The sequence below is a fragment of the Mycobacterium sp. NGS41 genome (genome assembly GCF_059812725.1).
The window spans coordinates 65,285-90,525 of the sequence record NZ_JCALDF010000002.1 but is presented as its reverse complement, the minus strand read 5'-3'; the positions used below and the strand labels follow the sequence as shown (position 1 = coordinate 90,525).

Here is a 25,241-nt window from a genome sequence, read left to right as displayed (position 1 = left end):
GGGTTGGAGCGGATTCGGAACTGTCACCGCCGCAGGCTGCCCGCCGGTGCAAGGTGTCGAATACTCACCCCCTCCCGCGGTGGCGTTTCAACCTGGGAAATCGCGACCATGAGTCCTTCCAGTAAGCCAAGAAGGTTGTTCTCGACGGTAGCTCGTGTACGCCCCGGCGTGCCACCAATTTGGTGGAGCTGTTGCGAGTTCTTCATGTCTTCGTGGGATCTTGATAGGTTTCGCCCATCTGCTCACGCGGCCGCGATCGTCAGGACCGCGACCACCCGTACCCCGGCAGCGTGCAGGACCCGGACGGACTCGCGGGCCGTCGCGCCGGTGGTGACTATGTCGTCGACAACCACCACCTCTGAAACCGGTGGTCGGCCGCGCAACCGCACCCGACCCGCGATATTGCGCTCCCGCGCCGACGTGCCAAGGCCCACCGAGTCGCGCGCTGACGCCTTCATTCGCAATGCCTCGGCGACGGTAATGTTCGGGCCCCCGCCCAGCGCTCCCGCAGTCGCCCGGGCCATTCGGGCGACCGGGTCGCCACCGCGCCGCCGCGCCGCCGAGCGCCGGGTCGGTGCGGGCACCATTGTCAGCGGCGTCTCGACCATGCCCCAGGAGACCAGCCGGTGGACGCCGATGGCCAGTGTGCGCGCCAGCGGTGTGACCAGGTCGCCGCGGCCGTGCTCCTTCATCGCCAGAATCGCCTGGCGGCGCGCGCCGGCGTAGCGGCCGAGCGTGAACACCGGAACCTGCGGGTCGATGCGAGGGCTCACCACGCGCGGCTGGTCGACGGTCACTGCGAGCTCTGTCGCGCAGGCATCGCACCAACGGGTCGACGGAGCCCCGCAGCCGCCGCATTCCAACGGCAGGATCAGGTCGAGCACACAGCAAGTGTGTCGGCCGGGGGTGACATGCTCGGGCTTCGCTCCGGCGTCCTCGATGTTCCCGCCAGCGGATTGATGCTCAGTCAACGCTGCCGCGTTGCACCACCCAGCGATGCTCGACTGCAAGTACTTCGGCAGCGATTTCAAAATCGGCGTCGTAATGGATCAGCATCAGATCGTGCCCGGCCGCGAGAGTGGCGATCAAGAGGTCGGCCATGCCCACGCCCCGGTCACGGCCGTTCCTGGCAAGCTCCCGCTGCGCACCCAATGCCGCCTGCCAGTGTTCGTCATTGGTCGGTAGATACTCGTACGCAAGCCGGCGATCTGACCAAAGTCCTTCGTATTCAACGTGATTGCGCACACTATACAGCGCTTCGGCGTCAAGCTGGGCTGTGGTTGCGACCAGGCCGGCCTCGATCAGAGGCGCGAGTCGGCCGCCGACTTCGGGGTGCTTCATCCTTGCGGCAGCGCTGGTGTCGATGAGGTAAGAGGCGATCAGCGCCACACATCACCACGCTGATCAGCTGTCGCCATGCCCTCCAGGCCGCCCGCTTGCAACCATGCGACCTGACGGGCGCGGGCGGACCGTGCTGCCGCTTGCTGCAACGCGATGCGAACTGTGTCAGTAACGCCAGTCGTTTTGAGCTCTTTTTGCGCGGAGGCCAAGAGTTCGTCGTCCAAGTCGATCAACCGCTTCGTCACAGACACCCCCACTGTATATACAAAATTCTTCATCAGCATATACATTCATGTGGTCGCCGACGCTCAGTCGGAGCTGTTGAACAGCGACGGCCAGGCGAAGCTGAGTGCCCCCTGACTCAGCCGGCTGATGAGGTCTTCGAGGTACTTCAGCGGCAACTCCATCCGCCACTCCGGCAGCAGGCCCGACAGCTGCAGCGAATCCACCCCCACGCTGACGCCGGTCACCAGCAGCCCGTGCGGCAGCTCGGGCAGCGGCACCTGATAGGCGGGCATCCGCGCCGGCAATGTCCAACGCCGCCGCCCGGTGACCAACGCGCGAGGACGCAGCCACAACGTCTTGCCCACCACGTCGACGTCGACGTCCAACCCTCCCCAGCCGGGCCGGCGGGCCCAGCGCAGCCGGGCATTGCCGTCCTCAATCAGCTCGCCGCGCAACTGCGGCGCCGCGCGCTGCAGCACATCGTCGAAAATGTTCGACGACACCGCCGTCGACAGTCTTGCGGGCGCGGCCACCACCAACGGCGGCATGCCCGGATGGATGTGCAGGTTGTGCAGGACCGCATCGGCGGTCTTCAGGTGGTTGCGGTCCCACCGGACGTCGCGCGCCGCCAGCCGCACGTCGCCGAGCTGGCCGACAGCCAAACCCCGCGGTTCCAATGCGGAATCCAGCTCGGTGACGGTCAGCACCACATTCTGATCCGCGATCCGAACCGTCACTTCCTTGCCAACGAGCAGTTGCTGCAGCGTGAGGAACAGGGTGCGGTACGGCATCGCGGCGGCCTGGGCTGCTCCGGCGGTGACCGACGGCAATCCGGTGGACGACCACAGCGAGCCCAGCATCTCCAGCGCGCCAAAGGGATCTTCCCAACGCAGGCGGGGAACTCTGGGCGACATCCGCAGGGCCTCCTCTAGGCCACCTCAGTGCGAGGGTAACCGTGCGATTGGCTCGCAGAGAAGACTTGGTCTTCAAATACGACTCGTCGTGAATCTACGGCTTCCGTAGTGGATCCGCGGCGTTGGTTGTGTATCTACGGCTTTCGCTGTGAACCCGCGGCTTTGGGTGTGTACGTAGGGCGAAAATCGGGACAACTTTCCGCCCAGGCTGCACCTCCAAAGCCGACGATTCACACCCAAGTGCGTCACCTTTCGACTCGGTCCTCAAGTACGAAAGCCGACTCAGCCGGGCAATACCGGCGCCGCCCCGGGCACCATCAACCCGGGCACCTCCGACCAGCCCTGTTGGCTTTCGGCAACCGTCGCCGAATACTGCAGAACCCCTTGCGGGGCACCGACATACACCGTCGAGGGGTTGGCCGCGATCGAGAACAGCGGAATCGTCAGGCCGCGCGCCGGCGCATCGGAGTTCACCCCGTCGAGGTTCACATATGACACCGGGTGCGTGGCGTCGTTGCGCGTCACCACGATGTCGTCGCCGGTTCGCCAGTACAGCGACACCACCGAGGTGCCCAACCCGAAGCCCAGCCGTCGCGGATAGGTCAGGGCGAACTGCCCCGCCTGGGTCTGCTCAACACCCGCCAGGATCACCTGACCGCCGATCACCATCGCGGCGCGTGTCCCGTCCCGGGACAGCTGCAGATCGGTGATCGGCCCCGGGAAGCGGCTGGCTACCGCCGCGGAGTCGACCGGAATACGCGCCGGTTGCCCCGACGCGGGTTCCGGAATCGCGCGCAGGACATTGTTGGAGTCGACCACCACCCAGACCGCGTCGTCCAGCGACCAGCTGGGCCGCGAGAGGCTGTGCCCGTCGGCGGACTGGACCGCCTCGCCGCCGAGGTCACCGATCCACAGTGAGGCGGCCATATCCGGTGCGCCGCGTCGCAGCGTCACTACCGATGCCACCTGGCGTCCGCTGCGCGACAGTGTCGCACCGGTCTGGTCGCCCATCCGTCCGAAGGCCCCGGGCAGTGTGGCGATGCGCTGGCCGTCCAGCCCCACCAGCGAGCCATTTACCAAGGCATGCAACCCCGCCCCCGCCCCGTCGGCGACGCCGGGGTCGGTGGCGGCGACGTCGGAGGTGGTCCACCCCTCGGCGAACCTGTCGTCCAGCGGAGCGCCGTCGGCGTTGATCACATACGGCCCTCGGATGTCGGCTCTGGCCAGCGTCCAGATGATCTGCGCGGCAAGCAATTGCCTGCTGTGTGGATCGGTGGTGGACAGCTTCTCCAGATCGACGCGCGCGCCGCCATAGCCACTGCCGATGCCGTTCTTGCCGCCGTCGGCCCGGGTCACCGGTCCGCGCAGCCGCAGCGGCGGAGCGAGCAGGTTGCGGACGGCGTGCGCCATCTCCGGTCGCGGGCCCGCCAACAGCTTGGAGACGAGCTCGGTGGCCAGTTGGTCGTGATCGGAAACAGCGACGTAGCGCGGGTCGGGAACCACGGTCTTGCCGGTCGGGTCGGCGAAGTACAGCGTGTTGCGTTTGTAGGTCGCCTGAAACTGTTGCCAGTCCAGGAACACCCCGTTGGGCAGACGGTCGATTCGCCAGCCACCCGAGGTCTTGACTAATTCGATCGGGCCCGGGTCGGGCAGCACGCCTTCGGCGGTCTCGAACACCCCCACATCCGACAGCGAACCCAGGATGTCGGCTCGCATTGTCGCCGAAACACGTTCGGCGGCACGGGTTTCGACGAACACCACATGGTCGATCAGCAGCGCGCTACCGGCGTCGTCCCATGCGTTGGACGCCGACTGGGTGAGGAACTGCCGCGCCGCCAGATGCCGGTTGGCGGGGTCGGCGGTGGCCTTGAGGAATTCGCGCAGCAATACGTCGGGATCCATGCCCGGGGTTGGCTTGGGCAGATTCGACGGCGCCGGTCGCTCGATGGTGCCGATGGCTTGCGGGGCCGACGAGGTCGGCACTCCCGCACAGCCCGCCAGCAGCGCGGCCGCGGACAGCAGCCGCAGCATCGTCCAGATCCGACGCATCAACCGCTCCGTTCGGCGTGCTCACGCTGCCGCTCCTGGCGCGGCGGCCCGGCGGTTTGCGCCGTTTGCGGGTTCTGGGCTGGTTTGGGGATCGGTTTCATCGGCAACGGGCTGGTGGTGACCTTGTGACCGCGGACCAACGGAAGCGTCAGCCGGAAACAGGCGCCCTCGCCGGGCTCGCCCCACGCCTCCAGCCGGCCCTGATGCAACCGGGCGTCCTCGATGCTGATCGCCAGGCCCAGCCCGGTGCCGCCGGAGCGCCGCACCCGTGACGGGTCGGAGCGCCAGAACCGGCTGAACACCAGCTTCTCCTCGCCTGGCCGCAGCCCGACCCCGTAGTCGCGGACGGTGACGGCCACCGTGTCTTCGTCGGCGGCCATCCGGATGTCCACCGGCTTGTGCTCGGCGTGGTCGATGGCGTTGGCGATCAGGTTGCGCAGGATCCGCTCGACCCGGCGTGCGTCGACCTCGGCGATCACCTCTTCGGTGGGCAGCTCGACCTGCAGCGTGATGCCGGCCTCCTCGGCCAGGTGGCCGACGTTGCCGAGGGCATTGTTGACAGTTACGCGCAGGTCGACCGCCTCGACGGACAACTCGGCCACACCGGCGTCGTGCCGCGATATCTCCAGCAGGTCGTTGAGCAGCGTCTCAAATCGGTCCAGCTCGTTGACCATCAGCTCGGTGGAGCGCCGCAGCGTGGGATCGAGGTCAGAGCTGTGGTCGTAGATGAGGTCGGCGGCCATCCGCACGGTGGTCAGCGGCGTGCGAAGTTCGTGGCTGACGTCGGAGGTGAAGCGGCGCTGCAGGTTACCGAACTCCTCCAGCTGGGCGATCTGCCGGGACAGGCTCTCGGCCATGTCGTTGAACGACACCGCCAACCGCGCCATGTCGTCTTCACCACGCACCGGCATCCGTTCGGACAGATGCCCTTCGGCGAACCGCTCGGCGATCCGCGACGCCGACCGCACCGGCACCACCACCTGACGGGAGACCAGCAGTGCGATGCCGGCGAACAGAACTAGCAGCACGAGACCGCCGGTGGCCATAGTGCCGCGCACCAGCGTGACCGTGGCCTGCTCGTTCTTGAGCGGAAAGATCAGGTAGAGCTCCAGGTTTGCCACCCGCGACGACGTCGGCGTCCCGATGATCAGCGCCGGCCCGCTGTAGCCCTCGGTGTGCAGCGTGGAGTACTGGTAGGCCGCCTGCCCGGCCTTGACGAATCCGCGCAACGAGCCGGGCACCTGCTCGACGGGTCCGGCGGTGGTCGCCGCGCGCGGGCCGTCGCCGGGCACCATCAGCACCGCGTCGAACGCGCCGGCAAGGCCGACGGCCGAGGCCGGGTCGGTTTTCGAGGTCAGGGTGTTACGGGCCAGCTGCAGGCTGCTGTCCAGCGAGCGGGTCTCCTCGCCGTTGACGATCCCGCTGACCGTGGTGCGCGCCCGTTCGATCTGCTCGATGGCGGCTTTGACCTTGACGTCGAGCACGCGATTGGTGAGCTGGCTGGTCAGCACGAAGCCAAGCGACAAGATCACGGCCAGCGAGAGTCCGAGGGTCAGCGCGACGACGCGCAGTTGGAGCGATCGGCGCCAGGCGACGCTCACGGCTCGGCTCAGCGCACTCATGCCGCGCGTCATGGGACCCGAGCGCCCCCAACGACTGCGTGTGCGCTGTCGCGAGCCCCAACTCAATGGCGCCGCTCCTCAGCATCACTAACATCGCAGCGCCATGCATCGTCTGCGGGGCAGGTCACGGAGGTCCGGCCTTGTAACCCACTCCTCGAACGGTGAGAACCACGGTCGGGTTCTCAGGGTCTTTTTCGACCTTGGCGCGCAGGCGCTGGACGTGCACGTTCACCAGGCGGGTGTCCGCCGGGTGCCGGTATCCCCACACCTGTTCGAGCAGCACATCACGAGTAAACACCTGGCGCGGTTTGCGCGCCAACGCGACCAAGAGGTCGAACTCCAGCGGTGTCAGGGAGATCTGCTCGCCGTTGCGGGTGACCTTGTGTGCCGGCACGTCGATCTCGACGTCGGCGATGGACAGCATCTCGGCGGGCTCGTCGTCGTTGCGCCGCAGCCGCGCCCGCACCCGGGCGACCAGTTCCTTCGGCTTGAACGGCTTCATGATGTAGTCGTCGGCGCCCGACTCCAGGCCCAGCACCACGTCCACGGTGTCCGTCTTGGCGGTCAGCATCACAATCGGAACGCCGGAGTCGGCACGCAACACCCGGCAGACGTCGATGCCGTTCATGCCGGGCAGCATCAAGTCCAGCAGCACCAAGTCGGGGCGCAGCTCACGCACCGCGGTCAGGGCCTGGGTGCCGTCGCCGACGACTGCGGTGTCGAAACCCTCCCCACGCAGCACGATGGTCAGCATCTCCGCCAGCGAAGCGTCGTCATCGACGACCAAAATCCTTTGCCTCATGCTGTCCATGGTGTCACCAGATCGGGACAAAACTGGGGCACCACACGGGTGTTTCGTGTCCGATAAGGGCAAATACCCCTCAAATTCGGGTTTCGAGCCACTTACAGCGGGCCGCCGGCGGTCAAAATGGCCGCCAGACGGTCCGGATCGACGTCCGCGTCGACCACCAGCCAGCGCCCGCCCCAGCCGGCGGCGGCCAGGCCCGCGTACACCGCGCCGGTGCGCTGCTGAAGTTCGTCGTCGCGTTCATAGCTGTCGCGGACGCGGGCGGGATCGCTGTCGGCCCGGCTACGCGCGCGCTGCCCGGCGAGTTCGGCGGACACCGCGAGCAGCACCTGCCAGTCGGGCGCGGGGAGCCCCAATCGCTGGTATTCGATCCGCTGTACCCAACCCACCGACTCCCCGGCCGCGTCCTGGTGCAGGCGTGCCGCGCTGTATGCCGCGTTGGAGGCAACGTAGCGGTCCAGGATCACGACGTCGTAGTCGCGCTTGAGCTCCTCGATCTGTGCGACGGCCCCGGCGCGGTCCAGCGCGAACAGCATTGCCATCGCATACACCGACGACGCGAGGTCGCCGTGATCGCCATGGAGGGCCTCCGCGGCGATGTCGGCCGGAATCGACTGGCCGTACCGCGGGAAGGCCAGCATGGCCACCGACTTCCCGCTGGCTTGAAAAGCGCGCTGCAGGCCTTGCGTTAGCGTCCGCTTGCCGGCGCCGTCGACCCCTTCGATTGCGATCAGCACGGCGCGAGCCCAATGCGTGCCGCCGAACGTGACTGCGCGGTCACACTCGCCGCCGAAAGTGACTGGATGGTCACGCTCGAGCACAAACGGCGAAGCGAACAGCTCAGTAGCGGTAGTGGTCCGGCTTGTAGGGACCTTCGACGTCGACGCCGAGGTATTCGGCCTGATCCTTGGTCAGCTTGGTGAGGTGACCGCCCAGCGCCTCGACGTGAATGCGGGCCACCTTCTCGTCGAGGTGCTTGGGCAGCCGGTAGACCTCGTTGTCGTATTCGTCGTTCTTGGTCCACAGCTCGATCTGGGCGATCACCTGGTTGGCGAAGCTGTTGCTCATCACGAACGAGGGGTGGCCGGTGGCGTTGCCCAGGTTCAGCAGGCGGCCCTCGGAGAGCACGATGATCGCCTTGCCGGTGTCACCAAAGGTCCACAGGTCGACCTGCGGCTTGATGTTGAGCTTGGTCGCCCCGGACCGCTCCAGTGCGGCCATCTGGATCTCGTTGTCGAAGTGACCGATGTTGCCCAGGATGGCGTGGTCCTTCATCGCCCTCATGTGCTCGAGCGAGATGATGTCTTTGTTGCCGGTCGCGGTCACCACAATGTCGGCGGCGGCGATCCCCTCCTCGACGGTGACCACCGGGAAGCCCTCCATCAACGCCTGCAACGCGTTGATCGGGTCGATCTCGGTGACGCTGACCCGCGCCCCCTGGCCCTTGGCGGCCTCCGCGCAGCCCTTACCCACATCGCCGTAGCCGCAGATCAGCACGTTCTTGCCGCCGATCAGCGCGTCGGTACCGCGGTTGATGCCGTCGATCAGCGAGTGCCGGGTGCCGTACTTATTGTCGAACTTCGACTTGGTCACCGAGTCGTTGACGTTGATCGCCGGGAAGGCCAGGTCCCCGGCCGCGGCGAACTGATACAGCCGCAGCACACCGGTGGTGGTCTCCTCGGTGACGCCTTTGACCGACTCGGCGATCTTCGTCCACTTGGTCTTGTCGGACTCGAAGCGCTGGCGCAGCACGTTCAGGAAGACCTTCCACTCCGCGGAGTCGTCCTCCTCGGCGGGCGGCACCACGCCGGCCGTCTCGTACTGCATACCGCGCAGCACCATCATGGTGGCGTCGCCGCCGTCGTCCAGGATCATATTTGCAGGAGCGGGCCCGGCTTCATTATCCGGCCAGGTCAGCATCTGCTCGGCGCACCACCAGTACTCCTCCAGCGTCTCGCCCTTCCAGGCGAACACCGGTACACCCTGGGGCTCGTCAGGGGTGCCGTGCGGTCCCACGACCACGGCGGCCGCCGCATGGTCCTGGGTCGAGAAGATGTTGCAGGATGCCCAGCGCACTTCGGCGCCCAGCGACGTCAGGGTTTCGATCAACACCGCGGTCTGCACGGTCATATGCAGCGACCCCGAAATACGCGCCCCCTTCAGCGGCTGCACCTCGGCGTACTCGCGGCGCAGCGACATCAGGCCGGGCATCTCGTACTCGGCGAGATCGAGTTCCTTGCGGCCGAAATCCGCGAGCGACAGATCGGCGATCTTGAAGTCGATCCCGTTACGAACGTCGGGGGTCAGCGAATTTTCGGTCGTCGTCATAGGGTGTTCGTCCTTCGTTGGGCCATCTTGGGGGCTTCTTTAGAGCGCATGAGAATTCACGCAGGCTTAGTTAGCCTAGTTATGCTGTTCAGCCACTCTAGTCCCCGCCGAATCGGAGCCCGACGGTGGTCACGGGACGTTGATGACTCCGTGGCGCTCCGCGAAGGGCGTCATCAGCCGCGCCAGGTCGGCGGCGACGTCGTGGTCCGACTCGGGCGGCATCGACACGTAGCTCAAGCACAGCCGCACAAGCGTGCGTGCCAGCATATTGGCGTCGTCGTCGCTGGTGGTCAGCCAGGTTTGGGTGAAGGCCGTGGCCAGCCGGGCCGACGATCGGGTGATGATGGGCCCGCTGTCGGTGGTGATGAGCTGCAGCAGATCGGGCTTGGCGACCCCGGTGAGCAGCGAAATCACCAGCGGGTCGGCCGCCGACTCGGCGAAGAAGGCTTGAAATCCCTCCAAAAACGACTGGTAGACGTTGCCGACGTTGGCCTCGAGACCCCCTCTGACGGTGTCGACCAGTCGGTCGGCCAGGCGCAGAGCGTAACCCTGCGCCAGGCCCTGCCGAGAGCCGAACTCGTTGTAGATGGTCTGCCGGCTGATGCCCGCGGCACGCGCGACGTCCGACAGCGTGATGGCGGACCAGTCTCGGGTGAGCAGCAGGTCGCGCATCGCATCCAGCACCGAGTCGCGCAACAGCGTCCGCGACGCCTCGGCGTAAGGAATACGCTTCACAGCCGGGACCCTATCGGTTTTCGTCTCGGTGCCGGTGCTGATCACGGCCGGGCCACCTCGACCATCACGAAGTCCGACTTGGCGGCGCCGCAATCCGGGCAGCTCCAATCCTCGGGGATGTCGTCCCAGCGGGTGCCGGGCGCGATACCGTCTTCCGGCCACCCCAGCGCCTCGTCGTACTCGAAGCCGCACTGCACGCACTGGAAGAGTTTGTAGTCGTTCATGTGTTTGCTCCTAACTTGAGACGGGTTCGAAATCTGGCTTTTCGCGGACCGCGCAGTCTGGACAGCACCAGTCGTCGGGGATCTGCTCCCATGGCGTGCCGGCCGGAAAACCTTCCCTGACATCGCCTTTGGACTCGTCGTACACATAGTCGCAGACGGGGCACTTGTACGCGTTTGTCATGTCCGCCATCATGCTGCAGCTCCGTAACGGGCCAGCAGCTTCTCCCGCAGCCGTGGTTGCAGGTTCACCTTGGTGATATCGCCGTCGTAGTGCTCGAGCACGCGGTGATCCATCACCTTGCGCCACACGGGCGGCAAGTAGGTCAGCGAGATCATCGACGCGTATCCGCTCGGCAGGTTGGGCGAGCCCTCCATGCTGCGCAGCGTCTGGTAGCGCCGCGTGGGGTTGGCGTGGTGATCGCTGTGCCGCTGCAAGTGGTACAGGAACAGGTTGGTGACGATGTGGTCGGAGTTCCAGCTGTGCACCGGCGCGCACCGCTCGTAGCGGCCGTTGGCGTTCTTCTGTCGCAGCAGGCCGTAGTGCTCGAGGTAGTTGACGGCCTCGAGGAGGGAGAAGCCGAAGACCGCCTGGATGATCACGAACGGGATCAGGGCCGGGCCGAACACCGCGATCAGCGCGCCGAACAGCACCACCGACATCGCCCAGGCGTTCAGCACGTCGTTGGACAGGTAGGTCTTGGGGTTCCAGGGACTCTTGCCGAGCCGGCGAATCCGCTGCGCTTCGAGATGAACGGACGAGCGCAGGCTCCCGAACACGCTGCGCGGCAAGAATTCCCAGAACGTCTCGCCGAAGCGTGCCGACGCCGGGTCCTCGGGTGTGGAGACGCGTACGTGGTGGCCGCGGTTGTGCTCGATGTAGAAGTGTCCGTACCAGGTCTGCGCGAGGGTGATCTTGGACAGCCAGCGCTCCAGCGAGTCCTTCTTGTGCCCCATCTCGTGGGCGGTATTGATGCCGACGCCGCCGAGCACACCGACCGACAGCGCCAGGCCGATCTTCCCGGCCAGGCTCAGCGGGCCGTCAAATCCGAGCCAGCTCAGGTCGGATGCGGTGAACAGGTACGCCCCGAGCACCACGCTCAGGTATTGGAACGGAATGTAGATGTAGGTGCAGTACCGGTAGTACTTGTCGTTCTCCAGCCGTTCCATCACCTCGTCGGGCGGGTTCTGCCCGTCGGGACCGAAGAACAAGTCCAGCGCCGGCAGCAGGATGTAGAGCAGGATGGGCCCGATCCACAGCGGCACCTGGGCCGCGGCGTGCCAGCCGAGTTGGTTCATTCCCCAGATGATCGGCAGCATCACGAACAATGCCGTCGGCGCGATGAGTCCCATCAGCCACAGGTAGCGCTTCTTGTCCCGCCATTCCGTCGCGGGCGCGTCGGGTACTTCACGGGTTGCCGATTTTTCAGGGGCCTCCGCTTTTGTGGGGGCATCCACTTTTTCGGGGCTGAGCTGGGTGGTCATATGCCAAACCTCCTTGTGAGTCACACCACGTTCACGGTTGACAATATATGAGTCTGCGTCTCGTGTCTAGACAGAGATGGGTATTTTGTAAAGCTGCGCTGCGACGGGCGGGCATCGAGTGTGTAGCCAGGGCGTCCAGCGTGAGCCCAGGGCGTTGAATGTGTAGCCGGGGCGTCCAGCGTGAGCCCAGGGCGTTGAGCGTGAGTCCAGGGCGTCGTTCCGGCGATTCCTACACCCAGGCTTCACCCTCGAAACCCTGGGCTCACACCCAACGCCCTGGATTCACATTCAGGACACGACGAGCCGGGCCAAAACGCCTATACGGCCGCGATGTCCGCGTCCGGGTCGGGTTCCTTGTCGTCGGCATCCGCCCCTTCGGCCTGTCGCTTGCCTTGCACCGAATGCCGGACCCCGTAGCCGAGATATATCGCGGTGCCAACCACCAGCCAGATAGCGAAGCGGACCCAGGTCAGCGCCGTGAGGTTCACCATCAACCAGATACACGCGATGATCGAAGCGATCGGGAGGGCCGGGACCCATGGAGCCCGGAAACCGCGCGGCAGGTCGGGCCTGGTCCTGCGCAGCACGATGACGCCGGCGGAGACGAGAACGAACGCGAAGAGCGTTCCGACGTTGACCATCTCTTCGAGCTTGTTGATCGGGAAGACCGACGCCGTCAAAGCCACCACAATGGCAACCAGCACGGTGATGCGCACCGGGGTGCCGTGCGAACCGGTCTTGGCCAACGTTCGCGGCAGCAGCCCGTCGCGGGCCATGGCGAACAGCACCCGGCACTGGCCGAGCATCAGGACCATCACCACGGTGGTCAGCCCGGCCAACGCTCCGACGGCGATGATCTTGCTCGCCCAGTGCACCCCGTTGGCCGTGAAGGCGGTGGACAGGTTCGCGTGGTTGCTGCCGGGGACGGTCTTGAGCTGGGTGTAGGAGACCATGCCGGACAACACGACGGAGACCGCGACGTAGAGCACGGTCACGATCGCCAGCGAAGCAAGGATCCCCTTCGGGACATCGCGCTGCGGATTCTTGGTTTCCTCGGCCATGGTGGCCACGATGTCGAACCCGATGAACGCGAAGAACACGATCGAGGCCCCGGCCAACACGCCGTACCAGCCGTAGTGACTGCCCTGCGCCCCGGTCAGCAGCGACAACACCGACTGGTCGATGCCGCGTGCCGCGCCGCCGGCTTCCGGCTTCGGGATGAACGGCGAATAGTTGGCGCTCTTGATATAGAAGGCGCCGACCACGATGACCAACAGCACCACGCCCACCTTGATGCCAGTCACCACCGCGGAAAACCTCGACGACAACTTGGTGCCCAGGGCGATCAGCGTAGACACGATCGCGACGATCACCAGGGCACCCCAGTCCAGGCTCACCGATCCGGCCTGGAGCGTGCCGCCGGCGAATCCGAACACCGTCCCCAAATAGCTTGACCAGCCTTTGGATACCACGGCCGCGCCGATCGCCAACTCCAGCAACAGGTTCCAGCCGATGATCCAGGCCAGAAACTCACCAAAGGTCGCGTAGGAGAAGGTGTAGGCGCTGCCTGCGACCGGCAGCGTCGAGGCGAATTCGGCATAACACAGCGCCGCCAGCGCGCAGGTGATCGCCGCGATGACGAACGACACCCCGATGGCCGGACCGGTGATGTCTCCGGTGGTGGACGCGGTGACCGTGAAGATCCCGGCGCCGATGACCACCGCGACGCCGAACACCACGAGGTCCCACCAGGTGAGGTCCTTGCGTAGCCGGGTGCCCGGCTCGTCGGTGTCAGCGATTGACTGTTCGACCGACTTCGTGCGCCATCGACCGGCCATCTGCGGTGTCCTCTCGTTACTCGTTGTGACGGACAGTACCGAGTAACCTCGCGTTGGTGCGCGGTCAAGGGGAAATCGTGCGGGACCACGCGGTGGTCATCGGGGGCAGCATCGCCGGTTTATGCGCGGCGCGGGTGCTCTCCGACTGCTATTCCCGGGTGACGGTGTTCGAACGCGACGACCTGCCGAGCGCGCCGGAGAACCGCGCCGCAGTACCCCAGGACCGGCACTTACACATGCTGATGGCCCGTGGCGCAATCGAGTTCGAGAGCCTGTTTCCCGGGCTGCTGGCCGACATGGTGGCCGCGGGCGTGCCCATGCTGGAGAACAGGCCGGACTGCATCCACCTCGGGGCTGCCGGCCATGTGCTGGGGACGGGCCACACCCTGCGCAAGGAGTTCACCGCCTACGTGCCCAGCCGGCCGCATCTGGAATGGCAGCTGCGACGGCGGGTGCTCGACGTCGCGAACGTGGAAATCATCCACCGCCACGTCTTGGAACCACGGTTCGACCCTGCCCGCCAGCGGGTGACCGGCGTGCTGCTGGATCCCGACGACGACGGCGACTCGGAGTTTGTCGCCGCTGACCTCGTGGTCGACGCGGCGGGTCGGGGCACCCGGCTGCCGGTGTGGTTGACGCAGTGGGGATACCAGCGCCCCGTCGAGGAGACCGTCGACATCGGCATCAGCTATGCCACTCAGCAGTTCCGCATCCCCGAGGGTCTGATCCGGGAGAAGGTGGTGGTCGCCGGCGCCTCACACGACGAGTCGCTGGGGCTCGGCATGCTGTACTACGAGGACCGCACCTGGGTGCTGACCACGTTCGGGGTGGCCCACGCGAAGCCGCCGAAGACGTTTCCCGGGATGCTTGCGCTGGCCGAACAGCTACTGCCGGCCCACTTCAGCACCGCGCTGGCCCGCGCCGAACCCTTGGGAGAACCGGCATTTCACGCTTTCCCGGCCAGCAAGTGGCGCCGCTACGACAAGCTGGAGCGCCTCCCGGCCGGGATCGTCCCGTTCGGTGATGCCGTGGCCAGCTTCAACCCCACCTTCGGTCAGGGCATGACGATGACGTCACTGCAGGGCGGTCATCTGCGGCGGGCGCTTCAATTCCCCGACGACAGGCTGGCCACCGAACTCAATCGCGCCACCGCGAAAACGACCTATCCGGTCTGGATGATGAACGCCATCGGCGACACCACCTTCCACCATGCCGAGGTGGAGGCCGTGCCGTGGTGGTGGCGCCCGTCCGGTGCCCTGTTCGACCAGTTCCTCGGCGCCGCCGAAACCGAACCCGTTCTCGCCGAATGGTTTTTGCGTCGGTTCTCGCTGCTGGACAGCCTGTACATGGTCCCGCCGCCGCGGATCATCGGCCGTGCCATCCGGCACAACATGCGGTTGTGGTTACGCGAACGCAAACAAGCCCGCGCCGTAGCGATCGCGAGCGCGGCGGAGCCGGGCGAGACGGGTCGCCACCATCAGGACTAGTGGCAGGCACCCCTTACAAGCCGACCGTCGCTCTGAACAGCTTGGCGGACTCGCGCGCGAGCAGCCGGATAGGTCCGTCGTCGGCGGCCACCCAGGCGGCCATGCCGCGTTCCAGGATCAACGAGTCCGACTTGCCGTACACAGTCGTGGAACCCTCTGTGCACAACAAGATTTGGGGGCCCTCATGCCGCGAGGACGCGTCGACCTCGTGGCCCAGATGTTCGCCCTCGAGCACCAGCAGCGAGACCGCGAACTCGTCGGTCGGGGTGTCGTAGACCAGCGACAGTCCGTCGCGGTGGATCGGCGGATGTAGCGAGGCTTCGGCCGTCGGGGCGAAGTCCAGCACCCGCAGCAGCTCGGGCACATCGACGTGTTTCGGAGTCAGGCCGCCGCGTAATACGTTGTCGGAGTTGGCCATTACCTCCAGCGCGAAGCCACGCAGATAGGTATGCAAATTGCCGGCCGGCAGGAAGATCGCCTCCCCGGGTGCCAGGGTGATGCGGTTGAGCAACAACGCCGCCAGCACACCGGCATCGCCGGGATAGCGTTCACCGAGCTCCAGCACCGTCTTGGCCTCGGGCAGGAATTCCGTTGCGCCAGAACTGGCGTAGTGGATGGCGCCGTCGAGAACGGCGGGCACCAGCACGTCGATGTCGGGCTGCGGGGCGGTGATCCAGGTGGTGAACAGCGCGCGCAGACCGTCGGCGTCGGACTGGTCGTTCAGCAATTCGATATACGGGTCGAGGTCGGAGACGGCAAGGGCCCGCAGTAGGTCCGTAGTCCGCGACGCCTGACGAAATCCGGCCAGCGCCTCGAATGGCTGCAGGGCCACTAACAACTCGGGCTTGTGACTGGTATCGCGGTAGTTACGGGTAGGCGCGGACACCGGGATGCCGAGCCGTTCCTCCCGCAGGTAACCCTCGACCGCCTGCTCGGCGCTGGGATGGGCCTGCAGCGACAGCGGCTCGTCGGCCGCCAGCACTTTGACCAAGAACGGCAGCACGTCACCGAACCGGGCCCGCGACGCGCCGCCAAGCTGGCCTTCCGGATCGGCGACCAGCGCCTGCAACAGCGATGTTTCGCCGTCCGCCGTTTCCAGCCACGCGGGATCACCCGGGTGCGCACCGAACCAGAGTTCGGCCTCGGGATGAGCCGCGGGGACCGGTCGTCCGGTGAATTCGGCAATGTCCGTACGCGATCCCCACGCGTATGTTCGTAACGCTCCGCGTAGCAGTTCCACTTGTGTATCTATCCCCGCACCAGTCGCAGATAAACCGCGGCCATCTCCAGTCGAACGGCCAATATAGCCAGCTGCTGCTCGGCCCGGGCGGGCGCGGGCAAAGTCCCGGGCAGGTCCGGCAGATCAGGCACGTCCCCGGCGGCGACCAGGTCGACGTCGTGCAGACCGGCGACGCGGTCAGCCACCACCATCCGCTCGCCGGCCAAAGTGAGCGCCAGCACGCGCAGTCGTTCGGGCAGTGGACCGTCGATCTCCTCGTCGTGAAACAGCGCCTCGGCAGAATCCTGGAAGCCACCCGACGTCGCGGTGCTCAGCGCCGCCACCGCATCGCTCAGCCCGGCGGCGGTGGCGACCTGGTCTGCGATGCGCAACAGCACCGAACTACCGTGTCGGGCCAGCGCCAGCGTCGCGGCACAGTCGCCGGCCAGCGCCACCCGGCGGCCGGACATGCGCGCGGCAAGTGTCTTGGCCGGGTTGGTGAACAGCTCGCGGCTCGCGCTGTTGTGCAGCGCCTCGGCGTCCAGCTCGTCGGCCAGCAGCGCCAGATCCACGCTGAGCCGGGGGTCAACGACCTGCAGAGTTGCCAGGCCGACGGCCAGGTACCGGCACAGGCCGAACTCGTCGGGCACCCACAGCCGCGGTGACAGCTCCGCGACACGCCCCGCCGTGGTGTCCCGCAGCGGACCCTCATACGGCGTGGCCACGACGACGCGCGCGCCGCGGCGGACCCCGGTCGTGGCGGCGCCGAACAAGGCAGGGTCGCTGGGGTCGTCACCCGCGACCACCAGCACGTCAAGGGGCCCAATCCAGGGCGGCACCTCGCTGGCAACCACGATCGGCTCGGCGGCCGTACCACCCAGCGTCGCGGCCAGCATCGCCCCCGCCGTCTCGGCGGTACCGCGGCCGGCTACCCAGATCACCGTCCGCGGACGGTCGTCGGTACGCAGCAATTCCAGCGCGCCTTCGTCGTGGGCGGCGGCAACCGCACGCACCTGCGCGCCGGCCGACGACGCGGCCCGCAACAGGCCTTGCCGGTCGGCGGCGAGCAGGCCGTCGGTGTCCTCGAGATCGATTGCGCTGGTGGTGTTCACGGGACTGCCCCGTTGGGCGCCGATTGGGCAGCTATTTGGGCGCTGACATGCGCAACCACCGCCTCGACATCCTCGGTGCTGCGGCCCTCCACGTTGAGCCGCAACAACGGCTCGGTGTTCGAGCTGCGCAGGTTGAACCAGCTGCCGTCGCCCAGATCCACCGTCACCCCATCGAGGTGATCGATGGAATGAATCCGGCTGCCCAACGACTTCAGCACGGCGTCCACACATTGCGCCGCATCGGCCACGGTGAAGTTGATCTCGCCGGAGGATTCGTAACGCTGGTAATCGGCGGTCAGCTCAGAAAGGGGTCTTGGCGGCCCGGCGGGCCCGTGCTGTTCACCGAGGGCGGCCAGCACATATAACGCGGCCAGCATCCCCGAGTCGGCACCCCAGAAGTCGCGGAAGTAATAGTGCGCCGAATGCTCACCGCCGAAGATCGCGCCGGTGTCGGCCATGAGCGCCTTTATATAGGAGTGGCCCACCCGAGAGCGCAGCGGTGTGCCGCCACGCTCGGTGACCAGTTCGGGCACCGCGCGCGACGTGATCACGTTATGGATGACGGTGGCGCCGATCTCCCGGTTGAGCTCACGAGCAGCCACCAGGCTGGTCACCGTCGACGGCGACACCGGTTCGCCGCGTTCGTCGACGACGAAACACCGGTCGGCGTCGCCGTCGAAGGCCAGCCCGATATCGGCACCGGTGTCGCGCACATAGGCCTGCAGGTCCACCAGGTTCGCCGGGTCGAGGGGGTTGGCCTCGTGATTGGGGAACGAGCCGTCGAGCTCGAAGTACAGCGGCAACAAGGTGATCGAGTCGATCGCGCCGAGCACAGCCGGGGTGGTGTGGCCGGCCATGCCGTTGCCGGCGTCCACGGCCACCCGCAGCGGACGCAGTTCGGACGTGTCGACCAGCGAACGCAGGAACGCGCCGTAGTCGGCGAGCACATCTCGGTCGGAAACAGTTCCACGGTGTCCGTGATGGTTCGGTACGCCGGCGATCACCTGGTCGCGGACGGCGAAGAGCCCGGTGTCCGCGCCGACGGGTTTGGCGCCCGCCCGGCACAACTTGATGCCGTTGTAGGCCGCCGGGTTGTGGCTGGCGGTGAACATCGCTCCGGGACAATCCAGCAAACCTGATGCGAAGTAAAGCTGGTCAGTGGACGCCAGCCCGATCCGCACCACATCGAGGCCCTGGCCGGTGACACCGGTTGCGAAAGCGGCAGCCAGCGACGGCGAGCTGTCCCGCATGTCGTGGCCGATCACCACCTGCTGCGCATCCTCGGCGCGCATCAGCCTGGCAAACGCCGCACCGAGCTCGGCTGCCAGCGACTCGTCGATCTCCTCACCAACCAGCCCGCGGACGTCATACGCCTTGATGACACGGTGGACAGCCGCGGCGGTCCGAGACATGCGGTGGCTCCTGAAGACTTGACCTGATTTCGCCTCTTGGCCGCCAGCCTATCGGCCCGGCTCCGCTGCGGGCCGGAACGGTCGCGAAGCGGTCGCGGGGTCAGTCGGCAGGGTCGGGCAACACCCGCAGATGTCCGCGCCGGCGTCCGGAACGATGCTCGGGCGGTGCCAGCAGACTGCCGCTGGGCGCGGTCGCATGTTGCAGGTACGCGGCGTCGCCGGAGCCACCTTCGGCCAGCTCGGTAAATCCGTTGGGGGGTGCGCCGGTCCCGCCGAACCCAGACCGGCCCCTATCGCTCGGACTGCCCTCGCGCACGGCATCCGCCAGCGCCACCAAGTCGTCATCGTCAGGATGGACGGGCTCAGAAAGGAGGGGTCCGGCGTGGCGCACGAGCTCCCAACCGCGCGGGGCGGTGATGCGGCCGGCATGGCCGACACATAAATCCCACGAATGCGGCTCCCGCACGGTCGCAAGTGGACCTACCACCGCCGTCGAGTCCGAGTAGACGAACGTCAACGTCGCCACGGCATAGTGCGGACACCCGGGCCTGCAACAGCGACGGGGAACGTTCACGACCGAAAGGCTATCGTGCGGAAACGCCGCGAAGCGCCGGACACGCGCAACCGGTCGAGGCAGGATGTGCAACCGTTACCATCGGCGCGTGGGCGATTCGCGCAGCTCTCCGCGGGACGGCCGGCCGGGGCGCCGCTTCGCTGCGCACCGGCCTTCCCGCAGGGGCCGCGATATGCGCGGTCCGCTGCTGCCGCCGACCGTGCCGGGATGGCGCAGCCGGGCCGAGCGATTCGACATGGCGGTGCTCGAAGCCTATGAACCCATCGAGCAACGCTGGCGCGATCGGGTGGCCGACCTCGACGTCGCGGTCGACGAGATACCCCGCATCGTCGCCAAGGACCCCGAGAGCGTGCAGTGGCCGCCCGAGGTCATCGCCGACGGGCCGATCGCACTCGCCCGCCTGATCCCCGCCGGCGTCGACGTCCGCGGTAACGCCACGCGGGCGCGAATTGTCTTGTTTCGCAAGCCGATCGAGCGACGGGCGAAGGACACCATCGAGCTCGCCGAATTGCTACATGAAATCCTGGTGGCTCAAGTCGCCATCTATCTGGACGTTGAGCCCTCGGTCATCGACCCGACGATCGATGACGACTGACCGAGACCGGTCAGATGATGCCGCGTTTTAAGCGGCGACGCTCGCGCTCGGAGAGGCCACCCCAAATGCCGAAGCGCTCGTCGTGGGCCAAGGCGTACTCGAGGCACTCATGCCGTACCTCGCAACCCAGGCAGATCTTCTTGGCTTCGCGGGTAGACCCGCCCTTTTCCGGAAAGAAAGCTTCCGGGTCCGTTTGCGCGCATAATGCGCGGTCCTGCCATTGATCTGGAGTGGTCGGCAGGGGTTCGGGCTCGAATGTGGCGGGCGCTTCGGGAACCACACTCAAATGCGGTCGAGTAATTGGCGCCGGCGGCGAGTCAATAGTGATGTGCGGTGTGCTTGCCAGTACACCCCGAAGGTGCTCGTAGGACATGCTTCCTCCGCCTCCTCAGATCCATTGGGAGAGTGGTTGTTTCGCGCTCTTGTGATGTACAGACAATTCGAACAAGTGATCGAATCTCGGTCTGCGACACCGGAACCGGCCGGCCAACCGGGAAATGACACTGATGTGATTAGACACGGGTTGGCCTGTCCGGTCAAGCATTTTGGCGCATTTCCATACCATCTCGTGATCAAATTTCTGCGTTTCTGTCATGCGTGGGCGTCGGCGTGTCTAGTGCAACTGCTCACAATTGCCTTCAGCCGCAGTCACAATGGCCCCTACAGTCACTTGCATTACCACTAATATCAGCCCGTCACAGAGTTCGCATCACGCCGGGCTGAAATGCCCGCTGCGCCACGCCAGCCGGCGGTCCGTCACGCGACTCGGCTCGCATCGTCGTCGGGCAGTACTGTCAAGCGATGTGAAGGTCACCGTTTTGGTCGGTGGGGTCGGCGGCGCACGCTTCCTGCTCGGCGTGCAGCAGCTGCTCGGTTTGGGTCAGTTCGCCCCGGCGCACCACCCGGCCGCGGACCACGAGCTGACCGCCGTCGTCAACATCGGCGACGACGCCTGGATTCACGGGCTGCGCATCTGTCCGGACTTGGACACCTGCATGTACACCCTCGGCGGCGGGGTCGACCCGCAGCGCGGCTGGGGTCACCGTGACGAAACTTGGCACGCTAAGCAGGAACTGGCGCGCTACGGTGTGCAGCCTGACTGGTTCGAACTCGGCGACCGCGATTTGGCGACCCATCTGGTCCGCACCCAGATGCTGCACGCCGGCTATCCGCTGTCGCAAATCACCATGGCCCTGTGCGATCGCTGGCAGCCGGGCGCACTGTTGATACCCGCCAGCGACGACCGCTGCGAGACGCATGTGGTGATCACCGATCCGGCCGACGACAACCGGCGGGCGATCCACTTCCAGGAGTGGTGGGTGCGGTACCGCGCCCAAGTGCCCACCCACAGTTTCGCTTTCGTCGGCGCCGAAAAGGCCAGCGCCGCAACCGAAGCGGTAGCCGCCATCGCCGACGCCGACATCGTGTTGCTGGCGCCGTCCAATCCCGTGGTGAGCATCGGCGCCATCCTGGCCGTGCCCGGTATTCGCGGGGCGCTGAGGGCTACGAGCGCCCCGGTCGTCGGCTACTCGCCGATCATCGGTGGAAAGCCGTTGCGCGGCATGGCCGATGCCTGCCTGCGCGTGATCGGGGTGGAGTCCACCGCACAGGCGGTCGGCCGGCACTACGGTGCCCGCAGCGCCACCGGGATCCTGGACTGCTGGCTGGTGCACGAGGGCGACTCGGCCGAAATCGAGGGGGTCGCGGTGCGGTCGGTGCCGCTGTTGATGAACGACCCGGAGGCGACAGCCCAGATGGTGAGCGCCGGGCTGGAGTCTGCAGGCCTGGCGCGCCGATGACCGAGCACGGCACCGGCTCGCCCGTCGAGATCCTGCCCGTCACCGGGCTTCCCGAATTCCGCCCCGGCGACGATCTGGCGTCTGCCCTGGCGGCGGCCGCGCCGTGGCTGCTCGACGGGGACGTCGTGGTGGTCACCAGCAAGGTGGTGTCCAAGTGTGAGGGCCGCCTGGTCCCGGCACCCGAGGATCCGGAGAGCCGGGACGAATTGCGTCGCAAGCTGGTCGACGACGAGGCGGTGCGCGTGTTGGCGCGCAAAGGCCGGACCTTGATCACCGAGAACCGGCTCGGACTGGTTCAGGCCGCCGCCGGAGTGGACGGATCCAACGTCGGACGTGACGAGCTCGCGCTGCTGCCCGTCGACCCGGATGCCAGTGCCGCCGGGCTGCGCGACGGGCTGCGCGAGCGGCTGGGCGTCACCGTCGCCGTCGTCATCACCGACACGATGGGTCGCGCGTGGCGCAACGGCCAGATCGACGCCGCCGTCGGCTCGGCCGGTCTGGCTGTGCTGCATAACTATTCGGGCGCCGTCGACCGGCACGGCAACGAGTTGGTGGTCACCGAGATCGCCGTCGCCGACGAGGTCGCCGCCGCCGCCGACCTGGTCAAAGGGAAACTGACCGCGCTGCCTGTCGCGGTGGTGCGCGGACTGCCCGGGCATGTGGTGACCGACGACGGCTCGACTGCCCGGCAGCTGCTGCGGCCCGGTCCCGAAGACCTGTTCTGGCTGGGCACCGCCGAAGCGCTGGACATGGGTCGGCGGCAGGCCCAGCTGCTGCGCAGGTCGGTGCGCCGGTTCAGTGACGAGCCGGTGCACCCGGAGCTGGTCGAAGCCGCGGTCGCGGAGGCCCTCACCGCTCCGGCTCCGCATCACACCCGACCGGTGCGGTTTGTTTGGCTACGTGCCCCGGCCACCCGGTCCCGGCTGCTGGACCGCATGAAAGAGCAGTGGCGTGCCGACCTCGCCGGCGACGGGAAGGCCGCCGATGCGGTCGAACGACGCGTAGCGCGCGGCCAGATCCTTTACGACGCGCCGGAGGTCGTCATTCCGTTCATGGTTCCCGACGGCGCACACGCCTACTCCGATGCCGCCCGCACCGACGCCGAGCACACCATGTTCACCGTCGCGGCCGGAGCGGCCGTGCAGGCCCTGCTGGTCGCACTGGCAGTGCGCGGGGTGGGCAGCTGCTGGATCGGCTCGACGATCTTCGCCGCCGACATCGTCCGCGCCGAGCTTCAATTGCCGGCCGACTGGGAGCCGTTGGGCGCCGTCGCGATCGGTTACGCAGCAGAGCCCGCCGGGTTGCGGGACCCGGTGCCCTTGGATGGCCTAGCGGACCTGCTGATCCACAAATGAATGCGTTCGCGGGCAAGGCGGCGGCGTCGGCTGACAAGATCCGCGGCGGCTACTACACCCCCGCGCCCGTCGCCCGCTTCTTGGCCCGCTGGGTAGTGCAGGCCGGTCCGCGGATTCTGGAACCGTCCTGCGGCGACGGCGCGATCCTGCGTGAGCTGGCCGCGCTCAGCAGCCGGGCGCACGGCGTGGAACTGGTCGCAGACGAGGCCGCGAAGTCGAGGGCCTTTGCTCCCGTCGACGCAGCGAACCTGTTCGCCTGGCTTCGCGATCCCGCCGTCGGCAACTGGGACGGGGTCGCGGGCAATCCGCCTTACATCCGATTCGGCAATTGGCCGTCCGACCAACGAGAGCCGGCCCTGGAACTGATGCGCCGCGTCGGGCTCAACCCCACCAGGCTGACCAACGCCTGGGTCCCGTTCGTCGTCGCGGCCACGACCCTGGTGCGCGACGGCGGCCGGGTTGGTTTGGTGCTGCCCGCCGAATTGCTCCAAGTCACCTACGCTGCGCAGTTGCGCGACTTTCTGCTCAGCCGCTTCTCCGAGATCACGCTGTTGACCTTCCAGCGGTTGGTGTTCGACGGCGTCCTGCAAGAAGTCGTGTTGTTCTGCGGTGTCGCCGGTGCGGGACCCGCGCAGATCCGCACAGTCAGTCTTCGCGACGCCGACGACCTCGCCCACGCGGACCTGGACGTTATTTCGGCTCCCGCTCTGCTGCACGAAAAGGAGAAGTGGACCAAGTATTTCCTGAGCCCCACCCAGATCGAGGTGTTACGAACGCTCAAGGGATCCGGCGCCCTGGCGCGGCTGGGCGATATGGCCGACGTCGACGTGGGCATAGTGACCGGCCGCAACAGCTTCTTCACCTTTACCGATGCGCAGGCCGGCACGCTCGGGCTGACCTCATCCTGCGTGCCGCTGGTCTCCCGCAGCGCCCAGCTGACCGGCCTCGTCTACGACGCCGACTGCCGCACCAGCGACGTCGCCGTCAACCACCGGACCTGGCTGCTCGACGCCCCGGACAACCCGACCGACCCGGCGCTGGTCGCGCACATTCGCGCGGGTGAGGCCGCCGGTGTCCACCGCGGCTACAAATGCTCGATCCGGACGCCGTGGTGGGCTACGCCGTCGCTGTGGGTTCCCGACCTGTTCCTGCTGCGCCAGATTCACCTGGCGCCGCGGCTGACCGTCAACGCCGCCGCGGCGACCAGCACCGACACGGTTCATCGGGTCCGGCTTGCGCGGCGCGTCGATCCGACCGCGCTGGCCACCGTCTTCCACAACAGCGCGACGTTCGCCTTCGCCGAGATCATGGGCCGCAGTTACGGAGGAGGCATCTTGGAGCTGGAACCCAATGAAGCCGAGCAGCTGCCCGTTCCCCCGCCGGGCTCTGCCACTACAGATCTGGCCGCGGACGTGGATCTGCTACTGAAGGCCGGCGAGGTCGAGAAGGCACTCGACCTGGTGGACCGTCGGGTGCTGATCGACGGACTCGGCTTGTCGCGCGAGGTCGTGGCGCACTGTCGATCCGCGTGGGTCGCGCTGCGGGATCGCCGCGTTAAGCGGAGATCTCGGTGAGCGTCCGCGACTCGACGATTGCGACGCTGACCGACTGGCAGGCGCCCGATCCGGGCCAGGACTCGTTGCGGCATGCCGTGCTGGCCTTCGTGCAGGCCCGCGCCGACGCCTGCCTGCGCGAGTGCGTGCCGGGCCACATCACCGCTTCGACATTGGTGCTCGACGACAGCGGCGCTCAGGTCTTGCTCACCCTTCACCCTCGCCTCGGTCGCTGGGTACAGCTCGGCGGGCATTGCGAGGACGACGACACTGACATCGTCGCCGCGGCACTGCGCGAGGCCACCGAGGAATCCGGTGTGTCCGGTCTGCGCATCGAGCCCGAACTGGTTGCGATCAACGTGCACCCGGTCACCTGCTCGCTGGGCGTACCAACCCGCCATCTGGACTTACAGTTCGTGGCCCGTGCGCCGGTCGGCGCGCAGATCGAGCTCAGCGACGAGTCGGTTGACCTGCGCTGGTGGCCGGCCGACGCGTTGCCGCCCGGAACCGATTACGCGCTGGCGTATCTCGTGCAGCGGGCGTCTGGCAGCTGAGGCGTCGAGATCGAC

25 protein-coding genes are annotated in these 25,241 nt (G+C 66.8%); 6 read left to right on the top strand and 19 right to left on the bottom strand.

The window, feature by feature from the left end:
• Window positions 1–242: 242 nt before the first annotated feature.
• From AC5Y21_RS02595 to AC5Y21_RS02530, 14 genes are all read right to left on the bottom strand, one after another.
• Window positions 243–884: a ComF family protein gene (locus AC5Y21_RS02595; RefSeq protein WP_499909125.1), complete on the bottom strand. Its 642-nt coding sequence runs from the start codon at window positions 882–884 to the stop codon at window positions 243–245.
• A gap of 79 nt (window positions 885–963) precedes the next feature.
• Window positions 964–1,389, bottom strand: a complete 426-nt coding sequence (locus AC5Y21_RS02590; RefSeq protein WP_499909123.1) for a PIN domain-containing protein — start codon at window positions 1,387–1,389, stop codon at window positions 964–966.
• Window positions 1,380–1,625, bottom strand: coding sequence for a DUF2191 domain-containing protein (locus AC5Y21_RS02585; RefSeq protein ID WP_499909121.1), 246 nt, complete (start codon window positions 1,623–1,625; stop codon window positions 1,380–1,382). Before AC5Y21_RS02585 ends, AC5Y21_RS02590 begins: the two co-directional genes overlap by 10 nt.
• Window positions 1,626–1,649: 24 nt before the next feature.
• On the bottom strand, window positions 1,650–2,480 hold the full coding sequence (locus AC5Y21_RS02580) for a hypothetical protein (protein ID WP_499909119.1): 831 nt from the start codon (window positions 2,478–2,480) through the stop codon (window positions 1,650–1,652).
• Between the two features lie 282 nt (window positions 2,481–2,762).
• Window positions 2,763–4,511: an MtrAB system accessory lipoprotein LpqB gene (lpqB, locus tag AC5Y21_RS02575; RefSeq protein ID WP_499909557.1), complete on the bottom strand. Its 1,749-nt coding sequence runs from the start codon at window positions 4,509–4,511 to the stop codon at window positions 2,763–2,765.
• Between the two features lie 17 nt (window positions 4,512–4,528).
• Window positions 4,529–6,217 carry an MtrAB system histidine kinase MtrB gene (gene mtrB / locus AC5Y21_RS02570; protein WP_499909117.1) on the bottom strand — a complete coding sequence of 563 codons (1,689 nt, stop codon included), beginning with the start codon at window positions 6,215–6,217 and terminating at the stop codon, window positions 4,529–4,531.
• 58 nt (window positions 6,218–6,275) lie between these two features.
• A complete protein-coding gene (mtrA, locus tag AC5Y21_RS02565; RefSeq protein ID WP_067237492.1) occupies window positions 6,276–6,962 on the bottom strand; it encodes a two-component system response regulator MtrA in 687 nt (228 codons plus the stop codon).
• A 92-nt stretch (window positions 6,963–7,054) separates the two neighbouring features.
• Window positions 7,055–7,696, bottom strand: coding sequence for a dTMP kinase (locus AC5Y21_RS02560; RefSeq protein ID WP_499909115.1), 642 nt, complete (start codon window positions 7,694–7,696; stop codon window positions 7,055–7,057).
• Between the two features lie 103 nt (window positions 7,697–7,799).
• Window positions 7,800–9,287 (bottom strand): adenosylhomocysteinase, encoded by a 1,488-nt coding sequence (gene ahcY / locus AC5Y21_RS02555; protein ID WP_499909113.1) that lies wholly within the window; start codon window positions 9,285–9,287, stop codon window positions 7,800–7,802.
• 129 nt (window positions 9,288–9,416) lie between these two features.
• Window positions 9,417–10,022, bottom strand: coding sequence for a TetR family transcriptional regulator AlkX (gene alkX / locus AC5Y21_RS02550; RefSeq protein WP_499909111.1), 606 nt, complete (start codon window positions 10,020–10,022; stop codon window positions 9,417–9,419).
• 41 nt (window positions 10,023–10,063) lie between these two features.
• Window positions 10,064–10,246 carry a rubredoxin gene (locus AC5Y21_RS02545; RefSeq protein ID WP_499909109.1) on the bottom strand — a complete coding sequence of 61 codons (183 nt, stop codon included), beginning with the start codon at window positions 10,244–10,246 and terminating at the stop codon, window positions 10,064–10,066.
• 10 nt (window positions 10,247–10,256) lie between these two features.
• On the bottom strand, window positions 10,257–10,427 hold the full coding sequence (locus AC5Y21_RS02540) for a rubredoxin (protein WP_499909108.1): 171 nt from the start codon (window positions 10,425–10,427) through the stop codon (window positions 10,257–10,259).
• 8 nt (window positions 10,428–10,435) lie between these two features.
• Window positions 10,436–11,728 carry an alkane 1-monooxygenase gene (locus tag AC5Y21_RS02535; RefSeq protein ID WP_499909106.1) on the bottom strand — a complete coding sequence of 431 codons (1,293 nt, stop codon included), beginning with the start codon at window positions 11,726–11,728 and terminating at the stop codon, window positions 10,436–10,438.
• 317 nt (window positions 11,729–12,045) lie between these two features.
• Window positions 12,046–13,566 carry an amino acid permease gene (locus AC5Y21_RS02530; RefSeq protein WP_499909104.1) on the bottom strand — a complete coding sequence of 507 codons (1,521 nt, stop codon included), beginning with the start codon at window positions 13,564–13,566 and terminating at the stop codon, window positions 12,046–12,048.
• A 92-nt stretch (window positions 13,567–13,658) separates the two neighbouring features.
• On the opposite strand from AC5Y21_RS02530, the gene AC5Y21_RS02525 reads away from it, so the two are divergent.
• The gene (locus AC5Y21_RS02525; protein WP_499909555.1) at window positions 13,659–15,053 is read left to right on the top strand and encodes an FAD-dependent oxidoreductase; all 1,395 of its coding nucleotides are present in this window, start codon (window positions 13,659–13,661) and stop codon (window positions 15,051–15,053) included.
• A gap of 13 nt (window positions 15,054–15,066) precedes the next feature.
• On the opposite strand, the gene manA is transcribed toward AC5Y21_RS02525, so the two are convergent.
• From manA to AC5Y21_RS02505, 4 genes are all read right to left on the bottom strand, one after another.
• Window positions 15,067–16,293, bottom strand: coding sequence for a mannose-6-phosphate isomerase, class I (gene manA, locus AC5Y21_RS02520; RefSeq protein ID WP_499909102.1), 1,227 nt, complete (start codon window positions 16,291–16,293; stop codon window positions 15,067–15,069).
• Between the two features lie 8 nt (window positions 16,294–16,301).
• Window positions 16,302–17,384 (bottom strand): TobH protein, encoded by a 1,083-nt coding sequence (locus AC5Y21_RS02515; protein WP_499909100.1) that lies wholly within the window; start codon window positions 17,382–17,384, stop codon window positions 16,302–16,304.
• The gene (locus AC5Y21_RS02510; protein WP_499909098.1) at window positions 17,381–18,796 is read right to left on the bottom strand and encodes a phosphomannomutase/phosphoglucomutase; all 1,416 of its coding nucleotides are present in this window, start codon (window positions 18,794–18,796) and stop codon (window positions 17,381–17,383) included. Before AC5Y21_RS02510 ends, AC5Y21_RS02515 begins: the two co-directional genes overlap by 4 nt.
• Window positions 18,797–18,896: 100 nt before the next feature.
• Window positions 18,897–19,370 carry a DUF3499 domain-containing protein gene (locus AC5Y21_RS02505; RefSeq protein ID WP_499909096.1) on the bottom strand — a complete coding sequence of 158 codons (474 nt, stop codon included), beginning with the start codon at window positions 19,368–19,370 and terminating at the stop codon, window positions 18,897–18,899.
• 172 nt (window positions 19,371–19,542) lie between these two features.
• Here AC5Y21_RS02505 and AC5Y21_RS02500 point away from each other — a divergent pair, with 172 nt between their 5' ends.
• Window positions 19,543–19,965 (top strand): metallopeptidase family protein, encoded by a 423-nt coding sequence (locus tag AC5Y21_RS02500; RefSeq protein ID WP_499909553.1) that lies wholly within the window; start codon window positions 19,543–19,545, stop codon window positions 19,963–19,965.
• A 10-nt stretch (window positions 19,966–19,975) separates the two neighbouring features.
• Here the strand turns inward: AC5Y21_RS02500 and AC5Y21_RS02495 are convergent, their stop codons facing one another.
• Entirely contained in the window at window positions 19,976–20,338 is a 363-nt protein-coding gene (locus AC5Y21_RS02495; RefSeq protein WP_499909094.1) for a WhiB family transcriptional regulator, read from the bottom strand.
• Between the two features lie 430 nt (window positions 20,339–20,768).
• On the opposite strand from AC5Y21_RS02495, the gene cofD reads away from it, so the two are divergent.
• Genes cofD through AC5Y21_RS02475 form a run of 4 tightly spaced genes read left to right on the top strand, consistent with a single transcriptional unit; the run spans window position 20,769 to window position 25,226 of the window.
• Window positions 20,769–21,764, top strand: coding sequence for a 2-phospho-L-lactate transferase (gene cofD / locus AC5Y21_RS02490; RefSeq protein WP_499909092.1), 996 nt, complete (start codon window positions 20,769–20,771; stop codon window positions 21,762–21,764).
• On the top strand, window positions 21,761–23,119 hold the full coding sequence (locus AC5Y21_RS02485; protein WP_499909090.1) for a coenzyme F420-0:L-glutamate ligase: 1,359 nt from the start codon (window positions 21,761–21,763) through the stop codon (window positions 23,117–23,119). Before cofD ends, AC5Y21_RS02485 begins: the two co-directional genes overlap by 4 nt.
• A complete protein-coding gene (locus AC5Y21_RS02480; RefSeq protein ID WP_499909088.1) occupies window positions 23,116–24,693 on the top strand; it encodes an Eco57I restriction-modification methylase domain-containing protein in 1,578 nt (525 codons plus the stop codon). The genes AC5Y21_RS02485 and AC5Y21_RS02480 overlap by 4 nt, the downstream gene beginning before the upstream one ends.
• Window positions 24,690–25,226, top strand: a complete 537-nt coding sequence (locus AC5Y21_RS02475) for an NUDIX hydrolase (RefSeq protein WP_499909086.1) — start codon at window positions 24,690–24,692, stop codon at window positions 25,224–25,226. The genes AC5Y21_RS02480 and AC5Y21_RS02475 overlap by 4 nt, the downstream gene beginning before the upstream one ends.
• Window positions 25,227–25,241: the final 15 nt, after the last annotated feature.